Consider the following 24,304-nt stretch of genomic DNA (forward strand, 5'->3'; position numbering starts at 1 on the left):
GTCTGACAGCTCCCTGAACGACCTGAAAGCCCGCCTCCAGGAGGCGGGCTTTTTGCTGCCGAAGGGCTTCACAAGCCGATGCGCCGAGGATAGGTTAGAATAATTCTAATCTATGGATCCGCCATGAAGCGCCTCGACGATCTCGACGAAGCCGAACTCCTTGCCCTCGCCGTCGCCAGCGAGGAGGAGGACGCGCGCATCTATCTGACCTTCGCGCAGAGGCTGCGGGCCAACTATCCCCACTCCGCCGCGATGTTCGAGGAAATGGCAGCCGAGGAGAGCGGCCATCGCCACCAGCTCCTGGCGCAGTATGAGAGCCGGTTCGGCACCGAATTGCCGCTGATCACGCGGCAGGACGTGAAAGGCTTCCTCAAGCGCAATCCCATCTGGCTGCATGAGGATCTGCAGCTAGAGGCGGCGCGTCGCCACGCCGCCGTGATGGAGGTCGAGGCCAGCCGCTTCTATGCGCGCGCCGCCGAGCGGGCGCATGACACCGGCACGCGGAAGCTGCTGGCCGATCTGGCGGAGGCCGAGCGCGGCCATGAGAAGATGGCGGAACGGCTCGACGACGAGCTCAAGAGCTCGGGCGCGGCCGATGAGGAGGAGGAGACGCGCAAGCGCCTCTTCGTCCTGCAGATCGTCCAGCCGGCGCTGGCCGGACTGATCGACGGCTCGATCTCGACGCTGGCGCCGATCTTCGCCGCCGCCTTCGCGACACATGATTCCTGGAACGCCTTCGTCGTCGGCCTCGCCGCCTCCATCGGCGCCGGCATCAGCATGGGGCTGACGGAAGCGCTCTCCGACGACGGCGTGGTCACGGGTCGCGGCCACCCCTGGGTGCGCGGCGCCGCCTGCGGCATCGCCACCGCCATCGGCGGGCTCGGGCATACCCTGCCCTATCTCATTCCGGATTTCTGGCTGGCGACGGCCATCGCCGGCGTCGTCGTCGCATGCGAGCTCGTCATCATCGCCTGGGTGCGCTTCCGCTACATGGAAACGCCCTTCGCCTCGGCGATCGTGCAGATCATCCTCGGCGGCCTCGCCGTGCTGGCCGTCGGCATCCTGATCGGCAGTTCTTAGGGCCGCCCTTTGTCTCGATAGCCCTCATCCCAAAGAGGCCCGCAAGGGCCGTCTTCAAGGATGAGAACTCAAGGCTTCTCAAACCAGCTCCCGAACCTTGGCGTGCGCCCTCAGATCACGACGACCTTCGCGCCGACGCCGACCTTGCCGTAGAGGTCGATGACGTCGTCATTGGTCATGCGGATGCAGCCCGAGGAGACCTCGCGGCCGATGGTGTTCGGCTCGTTGGTGCCGTGGATGCGGTAGAGCGTCGAGCCAAGATAGAGGGCGCGAGCGCCGAGCGGGTTCTCGGGGCCGCCCGCCATGAAACGCGGCAGGTCGGGCCGGCGCTTGATCATCTCGGCCGGCGGCGTCCAGCTCGGCCATTCGGCCTTGCGCGTCACCGTCTTTGTGCCGGCCCAGGAGAAGCCCGGACGCCCGACGCCGATGCCGTAGCGCAGCGCCCGGCCGCCGGGCTGAACCAGAAAAAGGAAGCGGTTCGGCGTGTCGACGATGACGGTGCCGGGCCGATGCGGCCCGTCATAGGCGACCTCCTGCTTCCGGAAACGCGGCTCGACGACATAGGGGATGCCGGCCTGCGGCTCGACCGGCTGGCCCAAGGCCGCGACCTGCCGCCCGGGCTGCGGGCGGCGCGTTTCCGCGAAGGGATCGGCGCCGTAGCCGGCGGGCGCCTGCATCGCCTGGCCATAGGCATAGCCGCCCGGCCGGTTATAGACCGCGCCGCCACGGCTCGCGGGCGTCGGATCGCGGCCGGTCATCAGCATCTCGATGAAGCCGCCGCCATAGTTCGAGCGGCCGCGCTGCGCCTGCAGCATCGGATCGTCGGGGCCGCGATAGCCATATCCTTGCGCGGCGGCGGGATCGGCCACGGCCAGACTGCCGGCGACAGCCAGACAGGAGAGGATGAACGCTCGACGCATGACACAACTCTCTCAACGGAAAGACTTGCCCGAAAGCCTGCGGAACGGTCTCGAAGGAATGGTGAATCGTTGACTCTTTCGGCCTGCAACAGGGCCGAAAGGCGCGAATTCGCGGAATTAACCTTAGTGCCTTGCCAAGAGACAGGGTGAAGGAAAGCTTTCCGCGTGCAGGTCAGGCAGAACCGCGCGGAGGCCGCGTCTTGCGGGCAAGCCAGCGCAACCTGAGCCCGGTGCGCCAGCGGGCGACGTCGCAGGCGAGGATGATGGCGGCGTAGACGAGCCCGCCCAGCCCGATCTGGAGGATGAGTTCGAGCACCGGCGGCAATTGGTTCCGCAGCGGCCAGATCGCCAGCGCCATGACGGCCCCCGCGAGCAGGACGCAGGCGATATCGCGCGGCGGGGGCGTTTTCGGCAGGGAGCGCAAGGCGACGAGAGCCGTCACCAGCAGCACGACCAGGAATCCCGCGCTCTGCGCGATGGCAAAGCGCGAGGGCGACGCGGTGCCGAGCAGGCCGGAGACGAGGGCGAGATTCACCGCGAGCCCCGCGAGCGCGACGATCGCCGCGATCAGGGTTCGCTTCTGGAGCAGGAAAACCGGATAGATCGCCGCCTGGAACAGGGCGATGGCGGCGAAGCCCGGCAGCAGCAACGCCATGTAGCCCGCGAAATGGCCGCGGAACGCCGCCGGGACGAAAAGCGCCTCGAAGGCCGGCAGCACGAGCCAGAAGCCGAGCGCGGCGGGCAGGACCACGGCCAAGATGAGCACCATGTTGCCGGCGATCCGCTTCTGGGCGGCGTTGCGCCCGCGCGTCTCGTCGAGGCGGATCACCTCGCGCAACAGCACGATCTCGAGCATCGACGCCAGCATCGGGAAAAGCCTGAGGCCGATATCGGAGGCGAGCGAGAAATAGCCGGACTCCGCGAGGCCGTGCGCCTCGGCAAGCAGGCTGCGATTGGCGAGCGGGATCAGCGAATAGACCGCGTTTCCGGCGACGAGCGGCAGGCCGTAGCGCAGGAAGGCGCGTGCCAGATCCATGCGCGCCCCGGCGATGGCGAGCGGCCCGTCGGAGAGCCGGCCGCGCACGCTGAGCACCGAGGCGATGGTCCCCGCAAGCCCCGCAAGCAGCACGACAACCGGATCGCGCGTCAGCCAGGCGCCGCCGACCATCAGGACCAGCACGATGGCGGCGCGCACGGCGATGAGGCGGCCATAGGCGGCATCGAGGAAGCGCGCCCGCGCGATGGCACCGTGATAGTCGAACCAGCCGGCACCGATGCCGGCCAGAACGGCAGCGACGAGCAGGGCAACCGGCACGCCGCCATCGAAGCCCGCGAGCAGCACGATCCCGAGCGACACGCACAGCACCAGAGCGGCCCCCGCAAAAAGCAGGTCCAGCGTGGAGCGGATGCCGGGATCGCTCACACGCGTCTGCGCCGTATAAAAGCGGACGGCCGAGAGCTTCAGCCAGTCGAGCGCCGCCGTGTTGACCAGCACGACCAGCGCCGCGCCGATCGCATAGAGGCCGAAAGCCTCAGGGCCGAGGAACAGCGCGATCAGCAGGCCGAGAGCGAAATTCAGCACCGCGTTGACGAGGAAGGGCAGCAGGACGGTCATCGCGTCTCGGTCATCCCCTTGTTTTCCCTCGCGACGCCCATGCGGCCAACGCCCTTGCGACTCGCCGACAAGTCGGGAAGCTCGGCGAAACATGGCGTAGCGGGGCGCGGATGGTTTTCCAAGCGGAAGGAGCCGGGTGCTGGCCGCGTCTCGGGCGAGATCGGGGCCCTGATGCCTGAGCCGCTGTCCTTCTATCTCGTCGGCTGGGTGACGACGCTGATCATCGCCATCGGCAAGAGCGCCTTCGGCGGCGGCCTTGCCATCCTCGGCATTCCGCTGCTGGCGATGGTCACCACACCGCAGAACGCCGCGATCATGGTCTCGATGCTGGTCTCGCTGATGGACCTGATGGCGCTGCAGCGCTTCGGGCGCGACACCTGGTCGAAGCCCGACCTGGTCTGGCTGCTGCCGGGCCTCGTCCTCGGCATCGGGCTTGGCTATCTCGTCTTCGTCCGCATCGACCCGCGCATCGTCAACCTGATGATCGGTGTCGTGACGTTGCTGTTCACCGCGCATTGGTTCCTGAAAGGGCGCCTCGCCCCACCCGGCAACCGCCCGGTTTCACCGGGGCTGGCGCTCGCCGCGGGCACGGCCTCCGGCTTCACCACCTTCGTCGCCCATGCCGGCGGACCGCCGGTCGCGATGTATCTGCTCGCCCGCGGCCTGCCGAAAACCCTGTTCGTCGGCACGACGGTGGCGATCTTCACCCTCGGCAACTGGCTAAAGCTGCCGCCCTATTTCAGCCTCGGCCTGAAACATACCGAGGCGCTCTGGGGCGCGCTGGCGCTGGCTCCCGCCGTGCCGATCGGGATCTGGCTCGGGCGCGTGCTGCACGATCGGCTCGAGCAGAAGGCCCTGTTCTTCTGGTGCTACGCCCTGCTCGCAGTCGCCGCGCTGAAGCTCACCGCCGATGCTGCGCTCGCCCTGATGCGATAGCGGCATGGCGGAATGCGGCGGCCCCTCTAGGCGCGATACCGGTTTATCCCTAGAGCCGTCGTCATGACCGCGCTCCCGCCGATCCGCCTTGCCCGCGACACCGATTCCGAGCCTCTCGCCACGCTGATCGCGGCGAGCTTCGCCGAATATCCGAATTGCCATTTCGTCTGGGAGGAATTCCCGGAGCTGCGGCAGCCGGYGACGGCCTTCGCCAACAAGGGCGGCAAGCTCTGGATCGTCGATGCGCCGGATGGCGGCATCGCCGGCTCGCTCGGCGCCACGCCACTGCCCGAGCAGAACGCCGTCGAGCTCACCAAGGTCTAWGCCGACCCGGCCTTTCGCGGCACGGGGCTGGCGCAGGCGCTTTTCGCGGAGGCGCTGGCTTTCGCCGAGGCAGGCAACTTTGCTGAGATGATGCTGTGGTCTGACACGCGCTTCGCGCGCGGCCATCGGTTCTACGAGAAGCTCGGCTTCCGGCGCTGGCCGGGCGAGCGCTATCTCGCAGACGTCTCCGCCACCTGGGAATATCATTTCCGCAAGCCGCTCAGCTGCGTGTCATGACCTGGTCGACGGCGCTGCGCGCCGCCCTGGGCATCGCCCTGCTCACCGCCATGGACGCGGTGCTGAAGGGGCAGATGCACAAGCATCCCTTCGTGCTGGCGCTGTTCATGCGCTTCGCCATGGGCGGGCTCTGCGCGCTCGTCGTCCTGGCGATCGCCCGGCCCGCGAGGCCGACGCGCGACAGCCTGATCGGCAATSTCGYSCGCRTSCCGCTSGTSGTGCTCACCGCCGGCAGCTTYTTCTATTCSRTCTCGGTGCTGCCKCTGGCSGAGGCGCTKACSCTSTCCTTCCTCGCSCCGGTCTTCGTCGCGCTGCTCGGCGGCATCCTGCTCAAGGAGAAGATCGACAAGCGCGTGCTGCAGGCGCTCGCCTTCGGCCTCGCCGGCATGCTGGTGATGGTCTGGCCGCGGCTGCAGGGCCATGTCAGTGGCGCGGGGCTCGGCGTCGCCGCCGCCCTGTTCTCGGCCGTGAGCTATGCTTTCAACCTCATCCTGCTGCGGCGCATCGCGATGCGCGAGCACCCGACGGTGATCGTCGCCTTCCAGAATGTCGGCCCTGCTCTCTGCCTCGCCATCCCGGCGGCAACCGTCTTCGTGCCGATGGCGGCGATCGACCTCGCGATCTATCTCGGCGCCGGTATCCTCGGCGTCGCCGGTCATCTGACGCTGACCTCGGCCTATGCCCGGGCGGCGGCCTCGAAGCTCGCGGCGATCGAATACACTGCGCTGATCTGGGCGAGCCTGCTCGGCTTCCACCTCTTCGGCGAGGTGCCGCTCTACACGACCTATGCCGGGGCGGTGCTGATCGTAGCGGGAGCGGTGGCAGTCAGCCGGCGCTAGGCCTCGCCGGGAATACGACGCAGGTCTCGGTGCCATGCGCGAGCAGCTTGCCGCGCTCATCGACGAGCTTGCCCTCGGTCGTGATGACCGTGCCGCCGCGATGGATCAGCTTGCCCTCGCAGCGGACCGTGCCGCTCTCCGGCATGACCGGGCGGACATAGTTCAGCTTCATCTCCAGCGTGGTGTAACCCTCGCCCGGCTTCAGCGTTGCATGCGCGGCGCAGGCCATGGCGGAATCGAGGATCGTCGCCGTCCAGCCGCCATGGATCGTGCCAAGCGGGTTGAAGAAGCGCGGCGACGGCCGGCCGACGAAGACGACCCGGCCCTCATCCGCCTCGACCAGGTCGAAATCCATGGTCTGCGCGAAGGGCGGGGCCGGCTGCGAGCCATCGATGATACCGCGCAGGAAGCTCAGGCCGTCGCCGGCGGTCAGCACTTCGCGGGACACCACTCCGAAGGTTCGATCCATGGCCGCTTCTCCAATCGTGTATCTGCACGATAGAGAGGGCCTAGCTGTACCGTCAACCGGGCCGCCGGAGATCATGCCGCGAAAAGCGGGAGACGTGTTCTAAAGCCCTCATCCTGAGGAGTGCCGTATTTTTCAGGCAAGGTTCTTAGCGTGTCTCGCGTGCCGCGCGGCGCAGCGCCTTCAGCCCGTCGCGGGTCTCGCGCCAGCGCTCTTCGCCGAAGCCGCCCTCGATCTTGTCCTGCGCCGCCCGCCAGAACGGGATCGCCGCCGCGATCGCAGCCCGGCCCTTCTCCGTCACCGCATAGACGGAGGCGCGGCCGCGGCACTCAACCGGCTCGACCATGCCCTCGGCCGCCAGCAGCTGGAGATTGCGGGTCAGCGACGTCCGCTCCAGTGCGAAGCGCTCGGCCAATTCGGTGACCGACTTCCATTGCCCGGTGCTCAGCGCCGAGAGCAGCACGAACTGGGTGATCTTCAGCCCGCTCGGCCGCATCGCCTCGTCATAGGCGCGGGTGACGGCGCGCGCCGTCATGCGGATGTGCAGCGCCACGCAGGAGCGGGCGATGTCATCGAGACGGGGGTCGGGCGCGGGAGGGGTCGCGGATGTCGTCATGTCGCCATCTTAACGTGTTCTGCCCTTTACCGCAGCCGGAAGGCTAAGGGCTGCGTCCGGAGCGTTCACTTTATCGCTCGCGGCTTTCTTGACTCTCCGGACACCCGCGCCTATCTCCGCGCTATCTGTTAGCACTCCCGACAGGTGACTGCTAACAGCCTCCCCCGGGAGCCCATCAGCGGCGCCCGAAACGAATAAGACCGAGAGGAAGACAGAACCATGAAGTTCCGTCCTTTGCATGACCGCGTCGTGGTCCGTCGCCTGGATGGCGAAGAGAAGACCAAGGGTGGCATCATCATCCCCGAGACCGCCAAGGAAAAGCCCCAGGAGGGCGAGGTCATCGCCGTCGGTTCCGGCGCGCGCGAYGAGRCCGGCAAGCTCGTKCCGCYCGACGTCAAGRWSGGCGACCGCGTSCTSTTCGGCAARTGGWSSGGYACCGAGGTCAAGATCGAYGGYCAGGAYCTCCTGATCATGAAGGARTCCGACATCATGGGCGTCGTCGGCTGATAGCCGCCTGACCGCTCTCTTCCGTTTCAAGTTCAAGGAGTAGCTCTCATGGCTGCCAAAGACGTCAAATTCGGCACTGAAGCCCGCGACAAGATGCTGCGCGGCGTGGATATCCTCGCCAACGCCGTGAAGGTCACGCTCGGTCCCAAGGGCCGCAACGTCGTGATCGAGAAGTCGTTCGGCGCTCCGCGCATCACCAAGGACGGCGTCACCGTCGCCAAGGAGATCGAGCTSTCCGACAAGTTCGAGAACATGGGCGCCCAGATGGTCCGCGAAGTCGCTTCGCGCCAGAACGACCATGCCGGCGACGGCACCACCACCGCCACGGTTCTCGCCCAGGCGATCGTCCGTGARGGCGCCAAGKCKGTYGCGGCCGGCATSAACCCGATGGACCTGAAGCGCGGCATCGAYCTSGCCGTCGAGGCCATCGTCGCCGACCTCAAGAAGAACTCCAAGAAGGTCACGTCCAACGCGGAAGTCGCGCAGGTCGGCACCATCTCGGCGAACGGCGACGAGTCGGTCGGCAAGATGATCTCGACCGCGATGMAGAAGGTCGGCAACGAGGGYGTCATCACCGTCGAGGAAGCCAAGACCGCCGAGACCGAGCTCGACGTCGTCGAGGGCATGCAGTTCGACCGCGGCTATCTCTCGCCGTACTTCATCACCAACWCCGAGAAGATGRTCGCGGAGYTGGAMGACCCCTACRTCCTGATCYWCGAGAARAAGCTGTCCTCGCTCCAGGCGATGCTGCCGMTSYTSGARGCSGTCGTGCAGACCGGCAAGCCGCTGCTCATCATCGCYGARGACGTCGAGGGCGAGGCCCTGGCCACGCTSGTCGTCAACAAGCTSCGTGGCGGCCTGMRSGTCGCSGCCGTCAAGGCTCCGGGCTTCGGTGATCGCCGCAAGGCCATGCTCGAGGACATCTCGATCCTGACCGCCGGCCAGATGATCTCGGAAGACCTCGGCATCAAGCTCGAGACCGTGACCCTCCAGATGCTCGGCCGCGCCAAGAAGGTGCGCATCGAGAAGGAGAACACCACGATCATCGACGGCGCCGGCAAGAAGAAGGACATCGAGGCTCGCGTCGGCCAGATCAAGGCCCAGATCGAGGAGACCACCTCGGACTACGACCGTGAGAAGCTCCAGGAGCGTCTGGCCAAGCTCGCCGGCGGCGTCGCGGTGATCCGCGTCGGCGGCGCGACCGAGGTCGAGGTCAAGGAGAAGAAGGACCGCGTCGACGATGCCCTGAACGCSACCCGCGCYGCGGTSGAAGAAGGCATCCTGCCGGGCGGCGGCGTCGCCCTGCTGCGTTCGCTCCAGRCCGTCAAGTCGATCAAGACCSWSAACGACGACCAGAAGACCGGCGTCGAGATCGTCCGCAAGGCGATCAYSGCSCCKGCCCGCCAGATCGTCGASAAYGCCGGCGRYGAYGGCGCYGTCGTGRTCGGCAAGCTGCTGGAGTCGMAGGACTACACCTACGGCTACAACGCCCAGACCGGCGARTAYGGCGATCTGGTCAAGGCCGGCATCATCGACCCGACCAAGGTCGTGCGCACGGCGATCCAGGACGCGGCTTCGATCGCGGGCCTGCTGATCACCACCGAGGCCATGGTCGCCGACCTGCCGAAGAAGGAAGCTCCGATGCCCCCGATGGGCGGCGGCGGCATGGGCGGCATGGACTTCTGAGGAAGTCCAGACGCCCAAAGCGTCAAAGTGCCGAAGCCGGGCAAGCCCGGCTTCGGTGGCGGCATGGACTTCTGAGGAAAGTCCAGCTTCTCGCAAGCTATCGAGAAGGCCCGGCGCAAGCCGGGCCTTTTTCGTTTGCGTGATTTTCCAAAGCAGCAAGCGAGGGAGYCGACGCCCCCCTGCGGCCATGCGTCTCAAGCGGCCCGCTCGGGAGCCGATGAGATGTCATCATCCCCTCTCCTCGCCTATAAAAGCGGCAAGCGCCTCCGCAACGGATGCGCGAACATGCAAAAACCGATCGGGAGAGGCCCATGAAGACCTCCAAATTCCTCACAGGCGTCGCTTTCACCGCCACGCTGCTGGCGTCGCAGATCGCTCGCGCCGACATCACCATCGGCCTGATCGCACCGCTGACCGGCCCCGTCGCCGCCTATGGCGAGCAGGTCAAGAACGGCGCCCAGGCCGCCGTCGACGCCATCAACAAGAATGGCGGCGTGCTCGGCGAAAAGCTCGTGCTCAAGCTCGCCGACGATGCGGGCGACCCGAAGCAGGGCGTCTCGGCCGCCAATCTTCTCGTCGGCGACAAGGTGAAGTTCGTCGTCGGCCCGGTGACCTCGGGCGTCGCGATGGCAACGTCCGACGCACTCGCCGAAAGCGGCGTGCTGATGGTGACGCCGACCGCGACCTCGCCGGCGCTGACCAGCCGCGGCCTCACCAACGTCTTCCGCACCTGCGGCCGCGACGACCAGCAGGCCGAAGTCGCCGCCGCCTATGTGCTGAAGACCCTGAAGGACAAGAAGATCGCCATCGTCCACGACAAGGGCACCTACGGSAARGGCCTCGCCGACAACTTCCAGAAGGGCATCAATGCGGGCGGGCTCAAGGAAGTGGCCTATCTCTCGCTGACGCCGGGCGAGAAGGACCTCTCGGCCGTGATCACGCGCCTGAAGTCGGCCGGTGCCGAGGTGATCTATTTCGGCGGCTATCACCCCGAGGGCGGCCTGCTCTCGCGCCAGCTCGCCGATGCCAACGTCAAGGCGACGATCATCGGCGGCGAGGGTCTCTCCAACACCGAGTTCGCGGCAATCGGCGGCGACCACGCCACCGGCACGCTGTTCACCAACGCCACCGACGCGCTGAAGAACCCGGATTCGGCGCAGGCCGTCGCCGCGCTGAAGGAGAAGGGCATCCCGCCCGAAGCCTTCACGCTCAATGCCTATGCCGCGGTCGAGGTGCTGTAGGCCGGCATCGAGAAGGTGGGCAAGGCGACCGACGCCTCGGGCACGGCCAAGGCGCTGCAATCGGGCATGCCGATCAAGACCGCCATCGGCACGCTGACCTATGGCAAGACGGGCGATCTGAGCTCGCCGAGCTTCTCGATGTACAAGTGGGACGCCGGCAAGATCGTCGCGGCGGAGTGAGACAGAGGGCGAAGCGGGTCATGCCCGCTTCGCCTTTTTTCGGGGCGCGGGTCATCCTAGGCAATCTCAGTTTGACCCGGGATGACCTCTCGATTGGAGCGCTCCGGGTGGCCGCAAACAGCCACCTCGCTGGGTAATATCACGCTGTTGTCCGCCTCTCCGGCGGATGACAATTTGCTCATCTGCGCGCGTTGCCATTGAAAGGCCATCGGCGCTGCGACATGGTCCGAATCGTGGCTTTCACCGTTTCCCGCCAGGATTTCAGCCCATGCGCCTGTTGAGCATTCTCGTCGCCGTGATGGCGGCCGCCGCGCTGGCGGTCGGCGCTTCGGCCCAATCGGCCGCCATCATCGGCATGGGCGTCATCGGCCTGCTGTTGGCGGTGGTGACCTTCCGCTCCCCGGCGCTGACGTTCTTCCTGCGCATCTTCTCCGGCGTCTTCGCCATCGAATATGTGCTGTTCGGCGCGGCCGCGCTGCTCGCCCAGACCGGGCTGTGGCCGGCGCCCTTGGGCATTCCCGCGATTCCGACCAGCCTGCCGACCACGGTCGGCGTCTTCGGCGTCCTGATCTACGCGATCTCCTTCGTACCGGTGATCGCACGCATCTCGCGGCTCGCCTCGCCCTTCTTCGAAACCGACGAGGTGACCACCGCCAATCTCTGGCCGATCGGCCCCTACCAGATCCGGCTCGGACGGCTCGCCGTCGCGCTCCTCGTCTTCCTGGTCGTCATAAACCAGCTCCAGGTCGGCATCTCGCTCAGGATCTCGTTCTTCAGCCGCGACATGTTCGACTCGCTGCAGAACAAGGACGCGCCGAGCTTCTGGTATCAGATCTTCTGGGTGTTCGTGCCTTGGGCAACGATCTGGGTCGTCTCGAATCTGATCGAGCTGTTCGCCAACTACACGATCCTGATCCGCTGGCGGCAGTTCATGGCGCGCGAATACACCGAGCGCTGGCTCAGCCACGCCACGCATTACCGGATCGCCCTGGTCGGCAGCGTCGACAACCCCGACCAGCGCATCGCCGAAGACACGCGAGCCTTCGTCAACCAGACCTATAATTTCGCACTGCCTCTGCTCTCGCAGATCTCCACGCTGGTCTCGTTCTCGATCATCCTCTGGAACATCCCCGTCGCCTTCACCCTGCCCGGCACCTCCTTCGCGGTCCCCGGCTACATCTTCTGGGTGGCGTTCTTCTATGCGGCGGCGGCGACCTGGCTGACCCACCTGATCGGCCGCCCCCTGATCCGGCTCGAGTTCGAGCAGGAGAAGCGGGAGGCGAATTTCCGCTTCTCCCTGGCGCGCCTGCGCGAATATTCCGAGCAGATCGCGCTGATGGTCGGCGAGCCGACGGAGCGCAGCCACCTCGCCCAGCGCTTCCGTGATATCGTCGAGAACTTCTACCGGCTGGTCTGGCGCCGGCTGAAGCTCACCGCCTTCACCTTTTCCTACAACCAGGCCAGCGTGGTCGTCCCGACCATCATCCTGGCACCGTATTTCTTCGCGGGCACGATCACGCTCGGCATATTGCAGCAGGTGTCGGGCGCCTTCGACCGGGTGCAGACGGCGCTGTCCTTCATCATCAACAGCTACTCCTCGATCGCTTCCTACCTCGCTTCGATCAACCGCCTGACCTCCTTCGAGACAGCGATCGCCGATGCGCAGCACGGCGCGATCAGCGAGGAGGCGCTGAGCCGCGAGACGTCGCGCGACGGCGGCCTGCATGTCGGCAAGGCGGTGCTGTCGCTGCCGAACGGCCAGCCGATCGTCCGGTTCGAGCGGCTCGATTTCGGCCAGGCGCGCTCGACCCTGCTGATCGGCCCTTCGGGCTCGGGCAAGTCGACCTTGTTCCGCGCCATCGCCGGCATCTGGCCCTTCGGCGACGGCAAGGTCGGAATCCCGGCGGATGYGCAGATCATGCTGCTGCCGCAGCGCCCCTATCTGCCGCAGGGCTCGCTACGTGCGGCGCTCGCCTACCCGGCCGAGGAAGGCGCCTATGACGACGCCGCGATCCGCGCCGCCATGGCGAAGGTCAAGCTCGGCCATCTCGCCGACAGGCTCGACGAGGTCGATCTCTGGGGCCAGCGTCTCTCGGGCGGCGAGCAGCAGCGGCTGGCGGTCGCCCGCGCCCTGCTGAGCAAGCCGGACTGGCTCTTCCTCGACGAGGCGACCGCCTCGCTCGACGAGAAGCTCGAAGGCGAGATCTACGCGACCATCGACACGGAATTGCCGGAGACGCGCATCGTCTCGATCGGCCATCGGGCAACGCTGCGCGAGATGCACGATGCCATCGTGACGATGGAGCCCAATGCCGACGGCACCTTCACACCGACGCCGACAGAAAAGGCGCCGGTCGCCTGATCGTCAGCCCGAGCAGCGGCATGCGGTTTTGGGAGAGGCCGACGCAAGAACAAAGCCCAGCAACAGCGGACTGAACATCATATTCAGTCCGCTGTTGCTGGGCGATTGGCGTCGGGAGAATGGTCCGGTTGAGCCCGAGCCTGTCGGCTCAAGAACTCAGAGCGTGCGGCTGAGCACCAATTCGCCGGCGCTACCCTTGAGCACCAGGCGACCATTGACCAGGTCCCATTTCTGGGTGGCGCGCAAAGTCGTCAGGAAGGAGCGCTCGAAATCGAGCAGCCCCTTGTCGCAGGAGCGCTTGGTCAGCGCGATCGGCCCGACCGCGAGAGCCTGCTGGCGCAGCGGATAGGCAGAGGCCGAGAAGGTGTTGCAGCCGCCGAAGCCGGTGCCGCGCAGGTTTGCGTCGATCATCAGGGTGGCCCGGCGATCATAGACCGGCTTGCCGTTGAGTTCGATGACGCTCCAGCTCGCGCCGATCGGGAAGGTCTTCTCCTGCTGCGGCAGCGGAATCGCCGTGCCGCCACCGCCGAGCTCCTCGCGGGACGGCATCTGCTGGCGGCGCTGCGCGGCGGCCTCTCCCGGCATCAGCATCGGTGCAACCAGCGCAGCAAGGACGGCCGCAAGGCCAAGGCGTCGAGTCATCTTCGTCTTACCTGCATTCACGCGCGCGGCCGCCTCGATCCAGGATCAAATGGGCCGCGGACCCCTTCATGGTTAAACGCGTAGATGCCAATTGGTTCAGGWTCAAGGCTGCTGCGCCGGAAAGCGCACAGCCGGATGGCCGGTTATGCGTTCAGATCCGGGCGTCGAGCCGCTCCAGCAGCCGGTTCGCGCGACGGAAGACATAGGTCGGCGCGGTGACGGTGATGTCGTCCGCGCCCTTGCGGTCGAGCTCCTCGACCAGCGCGAAGACCGCCTTGTCCGGGCAATGCAGGGTCAATGGCGCCCCCGCGGCCGGTGCGCCAAAGGGCAGCCGCGCCCCGAAACGCTCGGTCAGCGCAGCCAGCGCCGACGCATCGAGGTCTAACCTGGCGCGGATTTCGCGGACCGTGCGCGCCTCCTCCTCCGCCGCGATGCGGGAGAGAATCGTCCTGGCCGCAGCCCTGGCGCGATCGCCCCAGGGCGCCCGCGTCGAGGCGACCAGATTGGCTTCGGATGCGAGCATCACGCCATCATCCAGCACCTTGAGCGCATTCGCCGCGAGCGTCGCGCCGGTCGTGGTGATGTCGACGACGATCTCGGCGGTGCCGGCGGCAGGGGCGCCTTCCGTCGCGCCCAGGCTCTCGACGATGCGGTAATCGGCGAGCCCATGCTCAGCGAAGAAGCGGCGGGTCAGGTTCACATATTTGGTGGCGACGCGCAGCTTGCGGCCGTGGCGGGCGCGCATGGTCGAGGCGACGTCCTCGAGATCGGCCATGCTGCGCACGTCGTAGCCGCGCTCGCCGCTGGCCTTGACGAATTTCAGCCCGGCGCGGCCGAAGAAGGCGGTGGCGTTCTCCTGCAGTCGGCCCTTGGAGGGGACGGCGAGGACGAGAGGAGCATCATTGGCTTGCGGCGCTTGAGTCATGGGGTCTCTCCCGCCAGACGGTCGAGCCAGAGGGAGGCGCCGACCGCGGGGATCGCGCGCTTCGCGCCGAGGCGCCCGAGCAGGTTGTCGTAGCGCCCGCCGCCCGCCACAGGCTTGCCGTCGCCACGCGCGGGATCGTGCAGCTCGAAGATGAAGCCGGTGTAATAGTCGAGATTGCGCGCAAAGCCGGCCGAGAACCCGATGGCGCCGACATCGACCCCGCGCGCGGCCAGGAAGCCGGTGCGCTCGTCGAAGGCGTCCAGTTCGCGGCCGAGATCGAGCGAGGCCTGATCGGCCAAGGCCCTGAGCGCGGCGGAGGCCGTATCGGGATCGCCCGAGACGCCCAGCACCTGCGCCAGCAACGCCTTGACGTCGCCATTGATCGGATTCTCGCGCTCGGCGGCGCGGGCGAGGAAGCGCTCGGCGATATCGGCGGCGCTGCGCCCGCCGACCGTCGAGATGCCGGCGATGGAGAGCACATCCTCGACGAAGGCACGGGCGGCCTTGGGATCCTGCCCTTCCAGCGCCTTGAGCAGGCCGGCATGGGCGGCCTCGCCCTCGGCGAGCGGAGGATCGAGCGCCTCGACGGCCTGGGTCCCCCTACCCTGCACGATGGCGCGCACCAGGCGCCGGCGTGCGCCTTGGGGCACGGCCAGCCGGTCGAGCAGCGCGCCGAGCAGCGCGACGTCACCCATCAGGATGCGCGGCGCCTGCAGGCCCAGCGCGGCGGTCGCCTCGATGGTGAGTCCCATGATCTCGGCATCGGCGGCGGTGAAATCGGCACGGCCGAAGGATTCGATTCCCGCCTGCTGGAACTCGCCGGGCTCGCCGGCGCGCATGCGGAAGACCGGGCCGGCATAGCCATAGGCCGCAGGCTCCGTCGAGCCCGAGGCGATGTGATCGAGCGCGACGGGGATGGTGTATTCAGGGCGCAGGCACCAGTCGCGCCCGTCGACATCCTGCGTCATGAAGATGCGGCGGCGGATATCCTCGCCCGACAGGTCGAGGAAGACGTCGGCGGGCTGGAGGATCGCGGGTTCGGCATGCCCATAGCCCTCGCCCGCGAAGAGCGCGATCACGGTCTCGATGCTGGCGCGGCTTGCGGGCACGGGTCGTCCTGTCCTGTTGCGAGCGTCGTCCTAGCAGCGGCGCGGAGGATTTTCGAGGGATTTGAGGGAAATGGGTGAATGGGAATCGAAGGGCTGACCGGAACCCTCTCTCGCAGGGAGAGGGTTCTCAGTGCCTCACGAATGTCGCGCCAGCACCCGCTTCACGCCCTCGACCAGTTCCGCTACGGGCACAGCGAACTGAGCCTCGGCCTGCTTGGCCTTGTGCTCGGCGGAATCCTTGACGTCGCGGCTGGCGGCCGCGAGTTCGGCGCCAAGGATCAGATCCTTGATGACGACGGTCCCTGCCTCGCGCTCGGACGAGCCCTGAATGATCGCGCAGATCGCGCCGCGCCGGTCGGCATATTTCATCTGGGCGTTGAAGCCGGAGGAGCCGAGATAGAGGTCGGCGCGCAGCAGCGGCTTGCCCTCGGCATCCTTGGCCTGGCGCAAGCCYGCGACCATCGCCTGATAGCCCGGCATGAATTCCGGCGACTTGTTGTCCATCGCGGTGACGACGACGAGAGGCAGTCCGTTCCTGCTATCGACGATGGGCGACTTCACCGCCTTCAGCGCCGAATAGAGCCTGGAAACGCCGATCGAGAAGCCGACTGCCGGCACGGGCTCGGGCCGGAAGCGGCCGACCAGCCCGTCATAGCGCCCGCCGCCCGCGACCGAGCCGAAGCGCACGATTTGGCCGTCGTCATTGGTGACCGGGAAGGTCAGCTCCACCTCGTAGACCGAGCCGGTGTAGTATTCGAGGCCGCGGACGACGGAGGGGTCGATAATGATCCGCCCGAGATAGCCGGCCACCGTGATCAACTCCCGGATCTGCTCCAGTTCCCCGATGCCGGCGCGGCCATTCTCGGCATCTTCGACAAGGCCGCGCAGATCGGTGAGAGCCTCGGCCGAGAGCTTGGCGGAACCTTCGCTGTCCTCGGCATTGGCTTTGCCCAGCTCCGCGAGCTTCTGGCCGAGCTCCAGATAGCGAATGATGCGATCCGTCTGCGCGTGGGACAGACCCGCCCCCTTGGTGAAGTCGCCGCTCTCATCCTTGCGGCCGTCGCCGAGGAGCTTGCGGACCTCTTCAAGCGAGAACTTGTCGGCCTTGTCGATCGCGCGCAGCACAGTGAGGCGCGCGGCGGGGTCGATGCCCGCCGCATCCATCACGCCGTCGAGCACCTTGCGGTTGTTGACCTTGACGACATAGTCGCCGCGCTTGATGCCGAGCGCCTCCATCGTATCGGCGGCGAGCATGCAGATCTCGGCATCGCCCGCGACGGTGCCCGAGCCGACGATATCCGCGTCGAACTGCATGAACTGACGGAAGCGGCCGGGGCCCGGCTTCTCGTTGCGGAAGACATAGCCGACTTGGTAGCCGCGATAGGGCTTCGGCAGCGCGTCGAAATTCTCCGCGACATAGCGAGCGAGCGGCGCCGTCAGATCGTAGCGCAGCGAGAGCCACTGCTCGTCATCGTCCTGGAAGGAGAAGACACCCTCGTTCGGCCGGTCCTGATCCGGCAGGAATTTTCCGAGCGCGTCGGTGTACTCGACGAAGGGCGTCTCGACCGGATCGAAGCCATAAAGGGCGAACTGCTCGCGGATGACGGCGAGCATGCGCTCGGTGGCAGCGACATCGGCCGGGCCACGATCGACAAAGCCGCGCGGCTGGCGGGCTTTCAGCTTGGCAGAGGCGGTCTTGTCGGCGGACATGGGCGTGCGGAACTCGGGTACGGGCCACCTACCCACATGTGGATAGATTGCCCAGAATGGGTACGCTGGCGGGTTAGACCGTACAGGCGCGACGAGCAAGCGTGTCCTTCTCCCCTCGGGGGAGAAGGTAGCAGCGCGAAGCGCTGACGGATGAGGGAATGCAGGCGTCGAGCCGCCCTCATCCGCCTGCCGGCACCTTTTCCCCCGAGGGGAGAAGGAAGCTACTCCGCCGCCGCCAGCGCTTGCACCCGCAACGGCCGATCCTCGATCCCCGCCCGCGCCAGCTTCTCCGGCAATGGGCCGCCAGTCGCCCAGTCGAGCAGCTCGGCGGTATGCACCACCGGCGTGGTCGCGCCCTTGTCCGCAAAACCCTTCGCGAGCTGGGTCATGCAGCCGATATTGCCGGTCGCGACCAGCATCGGCTTCGTCCGCTCGATATTGCCGATCTTGCGCTCGCGCAGCTTCCCCGCGATCTCGGGCTGGAGGATGTTGTAGACGCCGGCCGAGCCGCAGCAGATATGGCCCTCAGGCACCTCCTTGACCTTGAAGCCGGCGCCCAAGAGCAGGCGCTTCGGCCCGTCCTTGAGCTGCTGGCCGTGCTGCATCGAGCAGGCGGAGTGATAGGCGATCGGCATCGCGACATCACGCACGGCCGAAAGCTCCAGCGTCTCCAGGAACTCGGTAACGTCCTTGGCCAAGCCTGAGACCTTCGCCGCCTTCTCGGCGTAAGCCGGCTCGTTGCGGAACATGAAGCCGTAATCCTTGATCGTCGTGCCGCAGCCTGAGGCTGTGATCAGGATCGCGTCGAGCCCCTCGCCGTCGATCTCCGCCATCCAGGCRTCGATATTGGCGCGGGCGAAGGCGAGCGCGTCGTGCTCCTGCCCCATATGGTGGACGAGCGCGCCGCAGCAGCCCTCCCCCTTCGGCAGTACGACCTCGACGCCATGGCGGTTGAGCAGGCGGATCGTCGCCTCGTTGATGGCGGGGTCGAGCACCGGCTGGGCGCAACCGGAGAGCAGCGCGACGCGCTTCGATCGCTCGGCCGGCGGCGGGAAGCTTTGCGGGCCTTCCATCGCCGAGCGCGTCGGCAGGCGCGCGGGCGCCAGCGCCAGCATCGCCTTCAGCCGGTTGCCGACGACCGGGAGAACGCCGAGCACCGGAGCGAGCGGCTTGGCCGCCAGGGCCATCAGCATCGCGGCGCGGAAGCGGCCGGGATAGGGCAGGATCGCCGCCAGCACCTTGCGCAGCAAACGGTCATGCCAGGAGCGCGTATAGGTCTCCTCGATATGCGCGCGGGCATGGTCGACGAGGTGCATGTAGTGGACGCCGGATGGGCAGGTCGTCATGCAGGAGAGGCAGGAGAGGCAACGGTCGATGTGCTGCACCACCTCGGCGGTGGCCGGCTTGCCGTTCTCCAGCATGTCCTTGATCAGGTAGATGCGGCCGCGCGGGGAATCGAGCTCGTCGCCGAGCAGCAGATAGGTCGGGCAGGTCGCGGTGCAGAAGCCGCAATGCACGCAGGTGCGCAGAATCTTCTCCGAGGCCGGCATGCGCGGATCGGAGGCGAGGCGCTCGGGGGTGAAGTTCGTCTGCATCGTTCAGGCCCCACCCTGCCAGGCTTTGATCCAGTCCATCGGCCAGAGCAGCATGATGACGTTGAGGGTGAGGTTGTCGCGGATCAGCCAGCCGACGATCAGTTCCATGGCGAGAGCGCTCGTGACAGTGAGCCAGATCGGCGCGAGACGGGCGATCAGGAAGCCGAGCACCATCGAGAGGATGTCGCTGACCGAGTTCAGGACGCTGTCGCCGTAATAGTCGAGCGAGATCGTCGCCGAGCGGTAGTGCTCGATCACGGCCGGCGAGTTCTCGGTGATCTCCCAGGCGCCTTCGATGATGATGGCGAGCAGCAGCGCCAGCCCGAAGGAGATCGGCAGGCCGGTCAGGCGGCGCACCAGCCAGAACAGCCCGTAGAACAGGAAGCCGTGGATGATGTGCGAGAAGGTGTACCAGTCGGCGATGTGCTGGGAGTTCTCGGAGGAGAAAACCTGCCCCTGCCAGAACTTCACATAGCCGCATTTGCAGATCGGTTCGCGGCCCATCGCCAACAGGATCACGGCGGCCGACGCCACCAGCAGCAGCGCCAACCCGGCGACGGCGAACGGACCGAGACGCCCCGGCGCCCAGCTCGGGCGCGGCGCGGCAAATTCGCTGGAAACCGGTTCGGCGAGCGCCATCATATCCCCGCATACATCCGGCCGGGCTCGAAGATGCCGGCGGGATCGAAGCTTTTCTTGATGCCGGCCGTCACCCGCATCAGCGGCTCGGCCAGCGGCTGGAACACGTCGACGGCGGCACGGATCGCATCCGGCGCCCGGACCAGCGTGGCATGGCCGCCGAGCGGCTTCAACGCGGTGCGGATCGCGGCGGCGCCGGCATCGCCGTAGGCGGGAACCGCGAGCCAGACCAGTCCGCCGCCCCAGTCGTAGAAGCAGCGTGCAGCCGGGATCATCCGCGCGATCGCAGCGGCGGCCTTCGGGCCGTTGGTCGGGGCGAGCGAGAGCCGCCAGACCGCGTCATCGCTCCCGGCGAAGAAGGCCGCATCGCGGATGTCGACCCAGAGTTCGGTCGGGGCTGTTCCTTCCAGCAGATCGGGCGTGCCATAGTCTCCGAGCAGCAGCGCGAGTTCAGCGGCACGGTAATCGATCGAGTCCGAAAAATTCTCCAGACGCAGCAGGGTCAGCGCCTCCTCGCCAGCGATCCGGGCCGGGAGATGCGCCGCCGCCATCGGCTCGAAGGGCGAGCCCAGCGCTTTCGCCAGCAGCGCAACTCCCACTTCGTCGGAGAGGCCGCGCCATTGCAGCGTCGCGATGCGCTCCGGCCGCGGCAGCACGCGGAAGGTGACTTCGGTCAGAAAGCCGAGCGTGCCGTGGCTGCCGCTGAGGAGCTTCACGAGGTCGAGGCCGGTGACGTTCTTCATCACCCGCCCGCCGGACTTGATCATCTCGCCGCGGCCATTGACCAACCTGACGCCGATCAGGGAATCACGCGCGGCRCCGGCGTTGATCCGGCGCGGGCCCGAGACATTGCAGGCGGCGACCGCGCCGATCGTCGGCTCGCCCTCGCTGCCATAGAGGGCGCGGTGGTCCATCGGCTCGAAGGGCAGCATCTGGCCGCGCTCGGTCAGGGTTTCCTGCACGATCTGCAGCGGCGTGCCGGCGCGGGCGGCGATGACCATCTCGGCCGGTTCGTAGAGGGTTATGCCGGTGAGGCCGGCGCTGGAAAGCGTGCTCGCAGCCTGGGCGTGCCGGCCGAGGCCGGCACGCGTGCCGCCGCCGCGCAGGATCAGCGGCACGTTGTTGTCGACCACGGATTTCACGACGGCGCAGGCCTGCGCCTCGGTGGTGGGGGTGTGGATGGTCACGCCGCGACCCTGCCTTCCAGCGGGAACACCTTGGCCGGGTTGAGCAGCCACCCGGCATCGAACACCGCCCTCACCCGCATCTGCTGGGCGAGGTCGGTTTCGGTGAACTGGAAGGTCATCAGATCGCGCTTCTCGATGCCGACGCCATGCTCGCCGGTGAGGCAGCCGCCGACCTCGACGCAGAGCTTGAGGATGTCCATGCCGGCATCCTCCGCCTTCTGCGCCTCGACCGGATCGTTGCAGTTGTAGAGGATCAGCGGGTGGAGATTGCCGTCGCCGGCGTGGAAGACATTGGCGACGCGCAGGCCGTAAGCTTTCACGATCTCGTCCATGCGCTTGAGCACATAAGGGAGCTGGCCGGTCGGGATCGTGCCGTCCATGCAGATGTAATCCGCGATGCGGCCGGTCGCGCCGAAGGCCGATTTGCGGCCCTTCCAGATCGCCGCCGACTCCATGGCCGACTGGCTCTCCTTCACCGTCTTGACGCCGTGCTCGCGAGCAATCGCGACAATGCGGGCGAGCTGCGCGTCCATCTCCGCATCCGAGCCCTCGACCTCGATGATCAGCAGCGCCTCGACATCCATCGGGTAGCCCGCCTTGGCGAAGGCCTCGCAGATCTCAATCGCCGGCTTGTCCATGAACTCCATCGCGACCGGGATGATGCCGGCGCCGATGATGGCGGCCACAGCCGCGCCGGCCTGCTCGCTGGTCGGGAAGCCGAAGAGCACGGGCCGCGCTCCTTCCGCCGCGCGCAGAATGCGCACCGTCGCCTCGGTGACGATGCCGAGCTGGCCTTCCGAGCCGTTGATCAGGCCGAGCAGATCGTAGCCGGGGGAATCGAGATGGCCGCCGCCAACTTCAACGATGCTGCCGTCGAGCATCACCATGGTGACGCCGAGGACGTTGTTGGTGGTGACGCCGTATTTCAGGCAATGCGCCCCGCCCGAGTTCATGCCGATGTTGCCGCCGATCGAGCAGGCGAGCTGCGAGGACGGATCGGGCGCGTAGAAGAAGCCCTCCGCCGAGACTGCGCCGGTCACCGCGAGATTGGTGACGCCGGCYTSSACCCTGGCGRYSCGGTTGGCATAGTCGATCTCGAGGATGCGGTTCATCTTCGAGACGCCGATCACCACGGCGTCCTCCTGCGGGATCGCCCCGCCGGCAAGCGAGGTGCCGGAGCCGCGCGGGACCACCGGCACGCCCTGTTCCAGGCAATAGCGCAGGACCGCCGCGACCTCCTGCGTCGTAGAGGGCAGGACGACCGCCAGCGGCATGCGGCGATAGGCGGTAAGCGCATCGGTCTCATAGGGGCGCCGCTCGTCGTCGCTGGTGATCAGGGCCTGCGGCGGAACGAGCCGGGACAGGCCGGCGATGATCGATTCGCGGCGGGCGAGAATGCCGGCATCCGGCTCCGGAAAGGCAATCGCGCTCATCTGTCCCTCCCCTCGCCCCGCGAAACACACGGCTCTGATTGCGCCGGAGACTAGACCAATTCAAGACCACTTGCAGCGCGTGTGGAAAGCCAGCCATTATTTCCAAAATGGAAAAGGTGGGCTTGCCATGGATCGGTTCGGCGATCTCGACGTCTTCGCCCATGTCGTCACGGCGAGGAGCATGTCGGCCGCGGGACGGCAGCTCAATCTGTCACCCGCGGTCATTTCGAAGCGCATCCGCCGCCTCGAGGAGCGGCTGGGGGTGCGGCTGCTGCAGCGCACGACGCGGCAGCTCGCTTTGACCGAGGCCGGGCAAGGCTTCTACGAGCGCGTCGTCTCGATTCTCTCCTCGATCGAGGAGGCGGAGGCCTGGGTCGCGAGCGGCGCGGGACAGGTGCGCGGCACCTTGCGCGTCTCGGCGCCCACCTCTTTCGGCCGGATGCATATCGCCCCCCATCTCAAGGCCTTCCTCGACGCCAACCCGCTGGTGACCGTCGAGCTCGTGCTAAGCGACGCCTTCGTCGATGTGGTGGGAGAAGGCTTCGACCTCGCGGTCAGGATCGCCGATCTGCAGGATTCCAGCCTCGTGGCGAAGCGGCTCGCCCCGAACCACCGCGTGCTCTGCGCCACGCCGGGCTATCTCGCAGCGCACGGGACGCCGACCGACATCGCCGCGCTCTCGCGGCATACGCTGATCGCGCACAATGCCGACCATTGGCGGCTGGATGGGCCGGAAGGTCCTGTCTCGGTGAGGGTCGGCGGTCCGCTCAGGACCAATTCGAGCGAGGTGGTGCGGGAGGCGCTGCTGGCCGGCGTCGGCATCGCCCTGCGCTCGACCTGGGATGTCGGGCCGGAGCTGAAATCCGGCGCCCTGCAACGGGTCCTGCCGGCCTATGCGGTGGGCTCGCGCGTCGCGGTCCATGCCGTCTATCCGAGCCGCCGCCATATGGAGCAGAAGGTGCGCGCCTTCGTCGACTATCTCGCCGAACTCTACGGCGCCACGCCCTATTGGGATGCGGGGCTTGCGCTATAGGGCATTGCCGGCGGCCAGGCCGCCGGGGGATGCTCCAGGAAAAGGCTTCTGGGAGAATAGTCATGTTCGGCGTGCTCGAAGGCACAGGCGTTTCGGTTCTCGATCCGCGCTTCCACCGTATCGTCCCAGGCTCGGCCCGGGTCGAGCGGCTCTGGACGGGTGCGCGCTGGTCGGAGGGGCCGGCCTGGTTTCCCGCCCACAACACGCTGGTCTGGTCCGACATTCCCAACAACCGGATGCTGCGCTTCGACGCCCTCTCCGGCCAGACGGCCGTCTTCCGCGAGCCCGCCCGCAATTCCAACGGCAACACGGTCGACGCGCAGGGCCGGCTCGTCACCTGCGAGCATGGCGGGCGGCAGGTGACGCGCACCGAGCATGACGGCAGGGTCACCGTGCTGGCGAGCCATTATGGCGGCAAGCGATTGAACTCGCCCAACGACGTCGTCGTGAAATCGGACGGCTCGATCTGGTTCACCGACCCCGATTACGGCATCCTCACCGACTATGAAGGCGACAAGTCGCCGAGCGAGATCGGCGCCTGCCATGTCTACCGGATCGACGGGCAAACCGGCGAAATCGCCATCGCCGCCGATGATTTCGTCAAGCCGAACGGCCTCGCTTTCTCGCCCGACGAGAGCATCCTCTACATCGCCGATACCGGCGCCAGCCACGACCCCGAGAACGGCCCGCGCCATATCCGCGCCTTCGCGGTCGGCGCCGACGGCAAGACGCTCGGCGCCTCGAAGGTCTTCGCCACCTGCACGAACGGGCTGTTCGACGGCTTCCGTCTCGATGTCGAGGGCCGGATCTGGACCAGCGCCGCCGACGGCGTCCACATCTACCACCCGGACGGCACGCTGATCGGCAAGGTGGCGATTCCCGAAATCGTCGCGAATGTCTGCTGGGGCGGCCCGAAGCTCAACCGCCTCTTCATCTGCGGCACGACTTCGCTCTATTCGGTGATGACTCACACCAACGGCGCGCGGCGGCCCTGATCCCAAGTGGGGTCAGCGCGGCAGGGC

The 24,304-nt window shown here is 67.0% G+C and carries 21 protein-coding genes and 1 pseudogene; 10 read left to right on the forward strand and 12 right to left on the reverse strand.

All coding sequences use genetic code 11. From position 1 onward, the window contains the following. Positions 1 to 123: 123 nt before the first annotated feature. Positions 124 to 1,080: an iron exporter MbfA gene (mbfA, locus tag AB4Y99_RS08965; RefSeq protein WP_038361255.1), complete on the forward strand. Its 957-nt coding sequence runs from the start codon at positions 124 to 126 to the stop codon at positions 1,078 to 1,080. 110 nt (positions 1,081 to 1,190) lie between these two features. Here mbfA and AB4Y99_RS08970 read toward each other — a convergent pair whose 3' ends face one another. After that, complete coding sequence (locus tag AB4Y99_RS08970) at positions 1,191 to 2,000, reverse strand: L,D-transpeptidase (protein ID WP_142020235.1); 810 nt, start codon at positions 1,998 to 2,000, stop codon at positions 1,191 to 1,193. Between the two features lie 172 nt (positions 2,001 to 2,172). Further along, positions 2,173 to 3,615: a lipopolysaccharide biosynthesis protein gene (locus AB4Y99_RS08975; protein WP_441523072.1), complete on the reverse strand. Its 1,443-nt coding sequence runs from the start codon at positions 3,613 to 3,615 to the stop codon at positions 2,173 to 2,175. A 171-nt stretch (positions 3,616 to 3,786) separates the two neighbouring features. Here AB4Y99_RS08975 and AB4Y99_RS08980 point away from each other — a divergent pair, with 171 nt between their 5' ends. The 3 genes from AB4Y99_RS08980 to AB4Y99_RS08990 all read left to right on the forward strand — a co-directional run bounded on the left by AB4Y99_RS08980 (position 3,787) and on the right by AB4Y99_RS08990 (position 5,951). Beyond that, the gene (locus tag AB4Y99_RS08980; protein WP_185747784.1) at positions 3,787 to 4,551 is read left to right on the forward strand and encodes a sulfite exporter TauE/SafE family protein; all 765 of its coding nucleotides are present in this window, start codon (positions 3,787 to 3,789) and stop codon (positions 4,549 to 4,551) included. Positions 4,552 to 4,614: 63 nt separating this feature from the next. Then, entirely contained in the window at positions 4,615 to 5,112 is a 498-nt protein-coding gene (locus AB4Y99_RS08985; RefSeq protein WP_441523073.1) for a GNAT family N-acetyltransferase, read from the forward strand. After that, positions 5,109 to 5,951: a DMT family transporter gene (locus AB4Y99_RS08990; protein WP_441523074.1), complete on the forward strand. Its 843-nt coding sequence runs from the start codon at positions 5,109 to 5,111 to the stop codon at positions 5,949 to 5,951. The genes AB4Y99_RS08985 and AB4Y99_RS08990 overlap by 4 nt, the downstream gene beginning before the upstream one ends. Here AB4Y99_RS08990 and AB4Y99_RS08995 read toward each other — a convergent pair. Further along, on the reverse strand, positions 5,938 to 6,420 hold the full coding sequence (locus tag AB4Y99_RS08995) for a PaaI family thioesterase (protein WP_038361243.1): 483 nt from the start codon (positions 6,418 to 6,420) through the stop codon (positions 5,938 to 5,940). The two genes, AB4Y99_RS08990 and AB4Y99_RS08995, sit on opposite strands and share 14 nt — an antisense overlap. A gap of 145 nt (positions 6,421 to 6,565) precedes the next feature. Further along, positions 6,566 to 7,033 (reverse strand): MarR family winged helix-turn-helix transcriptional regulator, encoded by a 468-nt coding sequence (locus tag AB4Y99_RS09000; RefSeq protein ID WP_441523075.1) that lies wholly within the window; start codon positions 7,031 to 7,033, stop codon positions 6,566 to 6,568. Positions 7,034 to 7,252: 219 nt separating this feature from the next. On the opposite strand from AB4Y99_RS09000, the gene groES reads away from it, so the two are divergent. The 4 genes and pseudogenes from groES to AB4Y99_RS09020 all read left to right on the forward strand — a co-directional run bounded on the left by groES (position 7,253) and on the right by AB4Y99_RS09020 (position 13,009). Beyond that, a complete protein-coding gene (gene groES / locus AB4Y99_RS09005) occupies positions 7,253 to 7,540 on the forward strand; it encodes a co-chaperone GroES (RefSeq protein ID WP_441523076.1) in 288 nt (95 codons plus the stop codon). Between the two features lie 48 nt (positions 7,541 to 7,588). After that, positions 7,589 to 9,226, forward strand: coding sequence for a chaperonin GroEL (groL, locus tag AB4Y99_RS09010; RefSeq protein ID WP_441523077.1), 1,638 nt, complete (start codon positions 7,589 to 7,591; stop codon positions 9,224 to 9,226). A 311-nt stretch (positions 9,227 to 9,537) separates the two neighbouring features. Next, positions 9,538 to 10,647 (forward strand): annotated as a pseudogene (locus AB4Y99_RS09015) (branched-chain amino acid ABC transporter substrate-binding protein). A gap of 268 nt (positions 10,648 to 10,915) precedes the next feature. After that, on the forward strand, positions 10,916 to 13,009 hold the full coding sequence (locus AB4Y99_RS09020; protein ID WP_441523078.1) for an ABC transporter ATP-binding protein/permease: 2,094 nt from the start codon (positions 10,916 to 10,918) through the stop codon (positions 13,007 to 13,009). Positions 13,010 to 13,165: 156 nt separating this feature from the next. On the opposite strand, the gene AB4Y99_RS09025 is transcribed toward AB4Y99_RS09020, so the two are convergent. The 8 genes from AB4Y99_RS09025 to AB4Y99_RS09060 form a co-directional block, all read right to left on the reverse strand. After that, positions 13,166 to 13,651: an META domain-containing protein gene (locus AB4Y99_RS09025; protein ID WP_038361233.1), complete on the reverse strand. Its 486-nt coding sequence runs from the start codon at positions 13,649 to 13,651 to the stop codon at positions 13,166 to 13,168. A 151-nt stretch (positions 13,652 to 13,802) separates the two neighbouring features. After that, on the reverse strand, positions 13,803 to 14,576 hold the full coding sequence (gene hisG, locus AB4Y99_RS09030; RefSeq protein WP_441523079.1) for an ATP phosphoribosyltransferase: 774 nt from the start codon (positions 14,574 to 14,576) through the stop codon (positions 13,803 to 13,805). Further along, positions 14,573 to 15,685 carry an ATP phosphoribosyltransferase regulatory subunit gene (locus AB4Y99_RS09035; protein ID WP_133562087.1) on the reverse strand — a complete coding sequence of 371 codons (1,113 nt, stop codon included), beginning with the start codon at positions 15,683 to 15,685 and terminating at the stop codon, positions 14,573 to 14,575. Before AB4Y99_RS09035 ends, hisG begins: the two co-directional genes overlap by 4 nt. 135 nt (positions 15,686 to 15,820) lie before the next feature. Further along, on the reverse strand, positions 15,821 to 17,395 hold the full coding sequence (gene hisS, locus AB4Y99_RS09040; RefSeq protein WP_441523080.1) for a histidine--tRNA ligase: 1,575 nt from the start codon (positions 17,393 to 17,395) through the stop codon (positions 15,821 to 15,823). Positions 17,396 to 17,616: 221 nt separating this feature from the next. Continuing rightward, complete coding sequence (gene glcF / locus AB4Y99_RS09045) at positions 17,617 to 18,990, reverse strand: glycolate oxidase subunit GlcF (protein WP_441523081.1); 1,374 nt, start codon at positions 18,988 to 18,990, stop codon at positions 17,617 to 17,619. Between the two features lie 3 nt (positions 18,991 to 18,993). Further along, positions 18,994 to 19,629 (reverse strand): DUF2585 domain-containing protein, encoded by a 636-nt coding sequence (locus tag AB4Y99_RS09050; protein ID WP_441523094.1) that lies wholly within the window; start codon positions 19,627 to 19,629, stop codon positions 18,994 to 18,996. Then, a complete protein-coding gene (locus AB4Y99_RS09055; protein WP_441523082.1) occupies positions 19,629 to 20,816 on the reverse strand; it encodes an FAD-binding protein in 1,188 nt (395 codons plus the stop codon). The genes AB4Y99_RS09050 and AB4Y99_RS09055 overlap by 1 nt, the downstream gene beginning before the upstream one ends. Then, complete coding sequence (locus AB4Y99_RS09060; RefSeq protein WP_441523083.1) at positions 20,813 to 22,249, reverse strand: FAD-binding oxidoreductase; 1,437 nt, start codon at positions 22,247 to 22,249, stop codon at positions 20,813 to 20,815. Before AB4Y99_RS09060 ends, AB4Y99_RS09055 begins: the two co-directional genes overlap by 4 nt. 127 nt (positions 22,250 to 22,376) lie before the next feature. On the opposite strand from AB4Y99_RS09060, the gene AB4Y99_RS09065 reads away from it, so the two are divergent. After that, positions 22,377 to 23,282, forward strand: a complete 906-nt coding sequence (locus AB4Y99_RS09065) for a LysR family transcriptional regulator (protein ID WP_038361212.1) — start codon at positions 22,377 to 22,379, stop codon at positions 23,280 to 23,282. 62 nt (positions 23,283 to 23,344) lie between these two features. Beyond that, a complete protein-coding gene (locus AB4Y99_RS09070; protein ID WP_142020225.1) occupies positions 23,345 to 24,277 on the forward strand; it encodes an SMP-30/gluconolactonase/LRE family protein in 933 nt (310 codons plus the stop codon). Positions 24,278 to 24,304 lie beyond the last annotated feature (27 nt).

The organism is Allobosea sp. TAB14 (assembly GCF_052113865.1).
GTDB classification, from domain to species: Bacteria; Pseudomonadota; Alphaproteobacteria; order Rhizobiales; family Beijerinckiaceae; genus Allobosea; species Allobosea spartocytisi.

Coding starts and splice junctions, on each gene's coding strand:
- AB4Y99_RS08975 (WP_441523072.1), bottom strand. CDS start 3,615: ATGACCGTCCTGCTGCCCTTCCTCGTCAACGCGGTGCTGAATTTCGCT.
- AB4Y99_RS09050 (WP_441523094.1), bottom strand. CDS start 19,629: ATGGCGCTCGCCGAACCGGTTTCCAGCGAATTTGCCGCGCCGCGCCCG.
- AB4Y99_RS09000 (WP_441523075.1), bottom strand. CDS start 7,033: ATGACGACATCCGCGACCCCTCCCGCGCCCGACCCCCGTCTCGATGAC.
- AB4Y99_RS09065 (WP_038361212.1), top strand. CDS start 22,377: ATGGATCGGTTCGGCGATCTCGACGTCTTCGCCCATGTCGTCACGGCG.
- AB4Y99_RS08970 (WP_142020235.1), bottom strand. CDS start 2,000: ATGCGTCGAGCGTTCATCCTCTCCTGTCTGGCTGTCGCCGGCAGTCTG.
- AB4Y99_RS08980 (WP_185747784.1), top strand. CDS start 3,787: ATGCCTGAGCCGCTGTCCTTCTATCTCGTCGGCTGGGTGACGACGCTG.
- AB4Y99_RS09025 (WP_038361233.1), bottom strand. CDS start 13,651: ATGACTCGACGCCTTGGCCTTGCGGCCGTCCTTGCTGCGCTGGTTGCA.
- AB4Y99_RS09070 (WP_142020225.1), top strand. CDS start 23,345: ATGTTCGGCGTGCTCGAAGGCACAGGCGTTTCGGTTCTCGATCCGCGC.
- hisG (WP_441523079.1), bottom strand. CDS start 14,576: ATGACTCAAGCGCCGCAAGCCAATGATGCTCCTCTCGTCCTCGCCGTC.
- AB4Y99_RS08995 (WP_038361243.1), bottom strand. CDS start 6,420: ATGGATCGAACCTTCGGAGTGGTGTCCCGCGAAGTGCTGACCGCCGGC.
- mbfA (WP_038361255.1), top strand. CDS start 124: ATGAAGCGCCTCGACGATCTCGACGAAGCCGAACTCCTTGCCCTCGCC.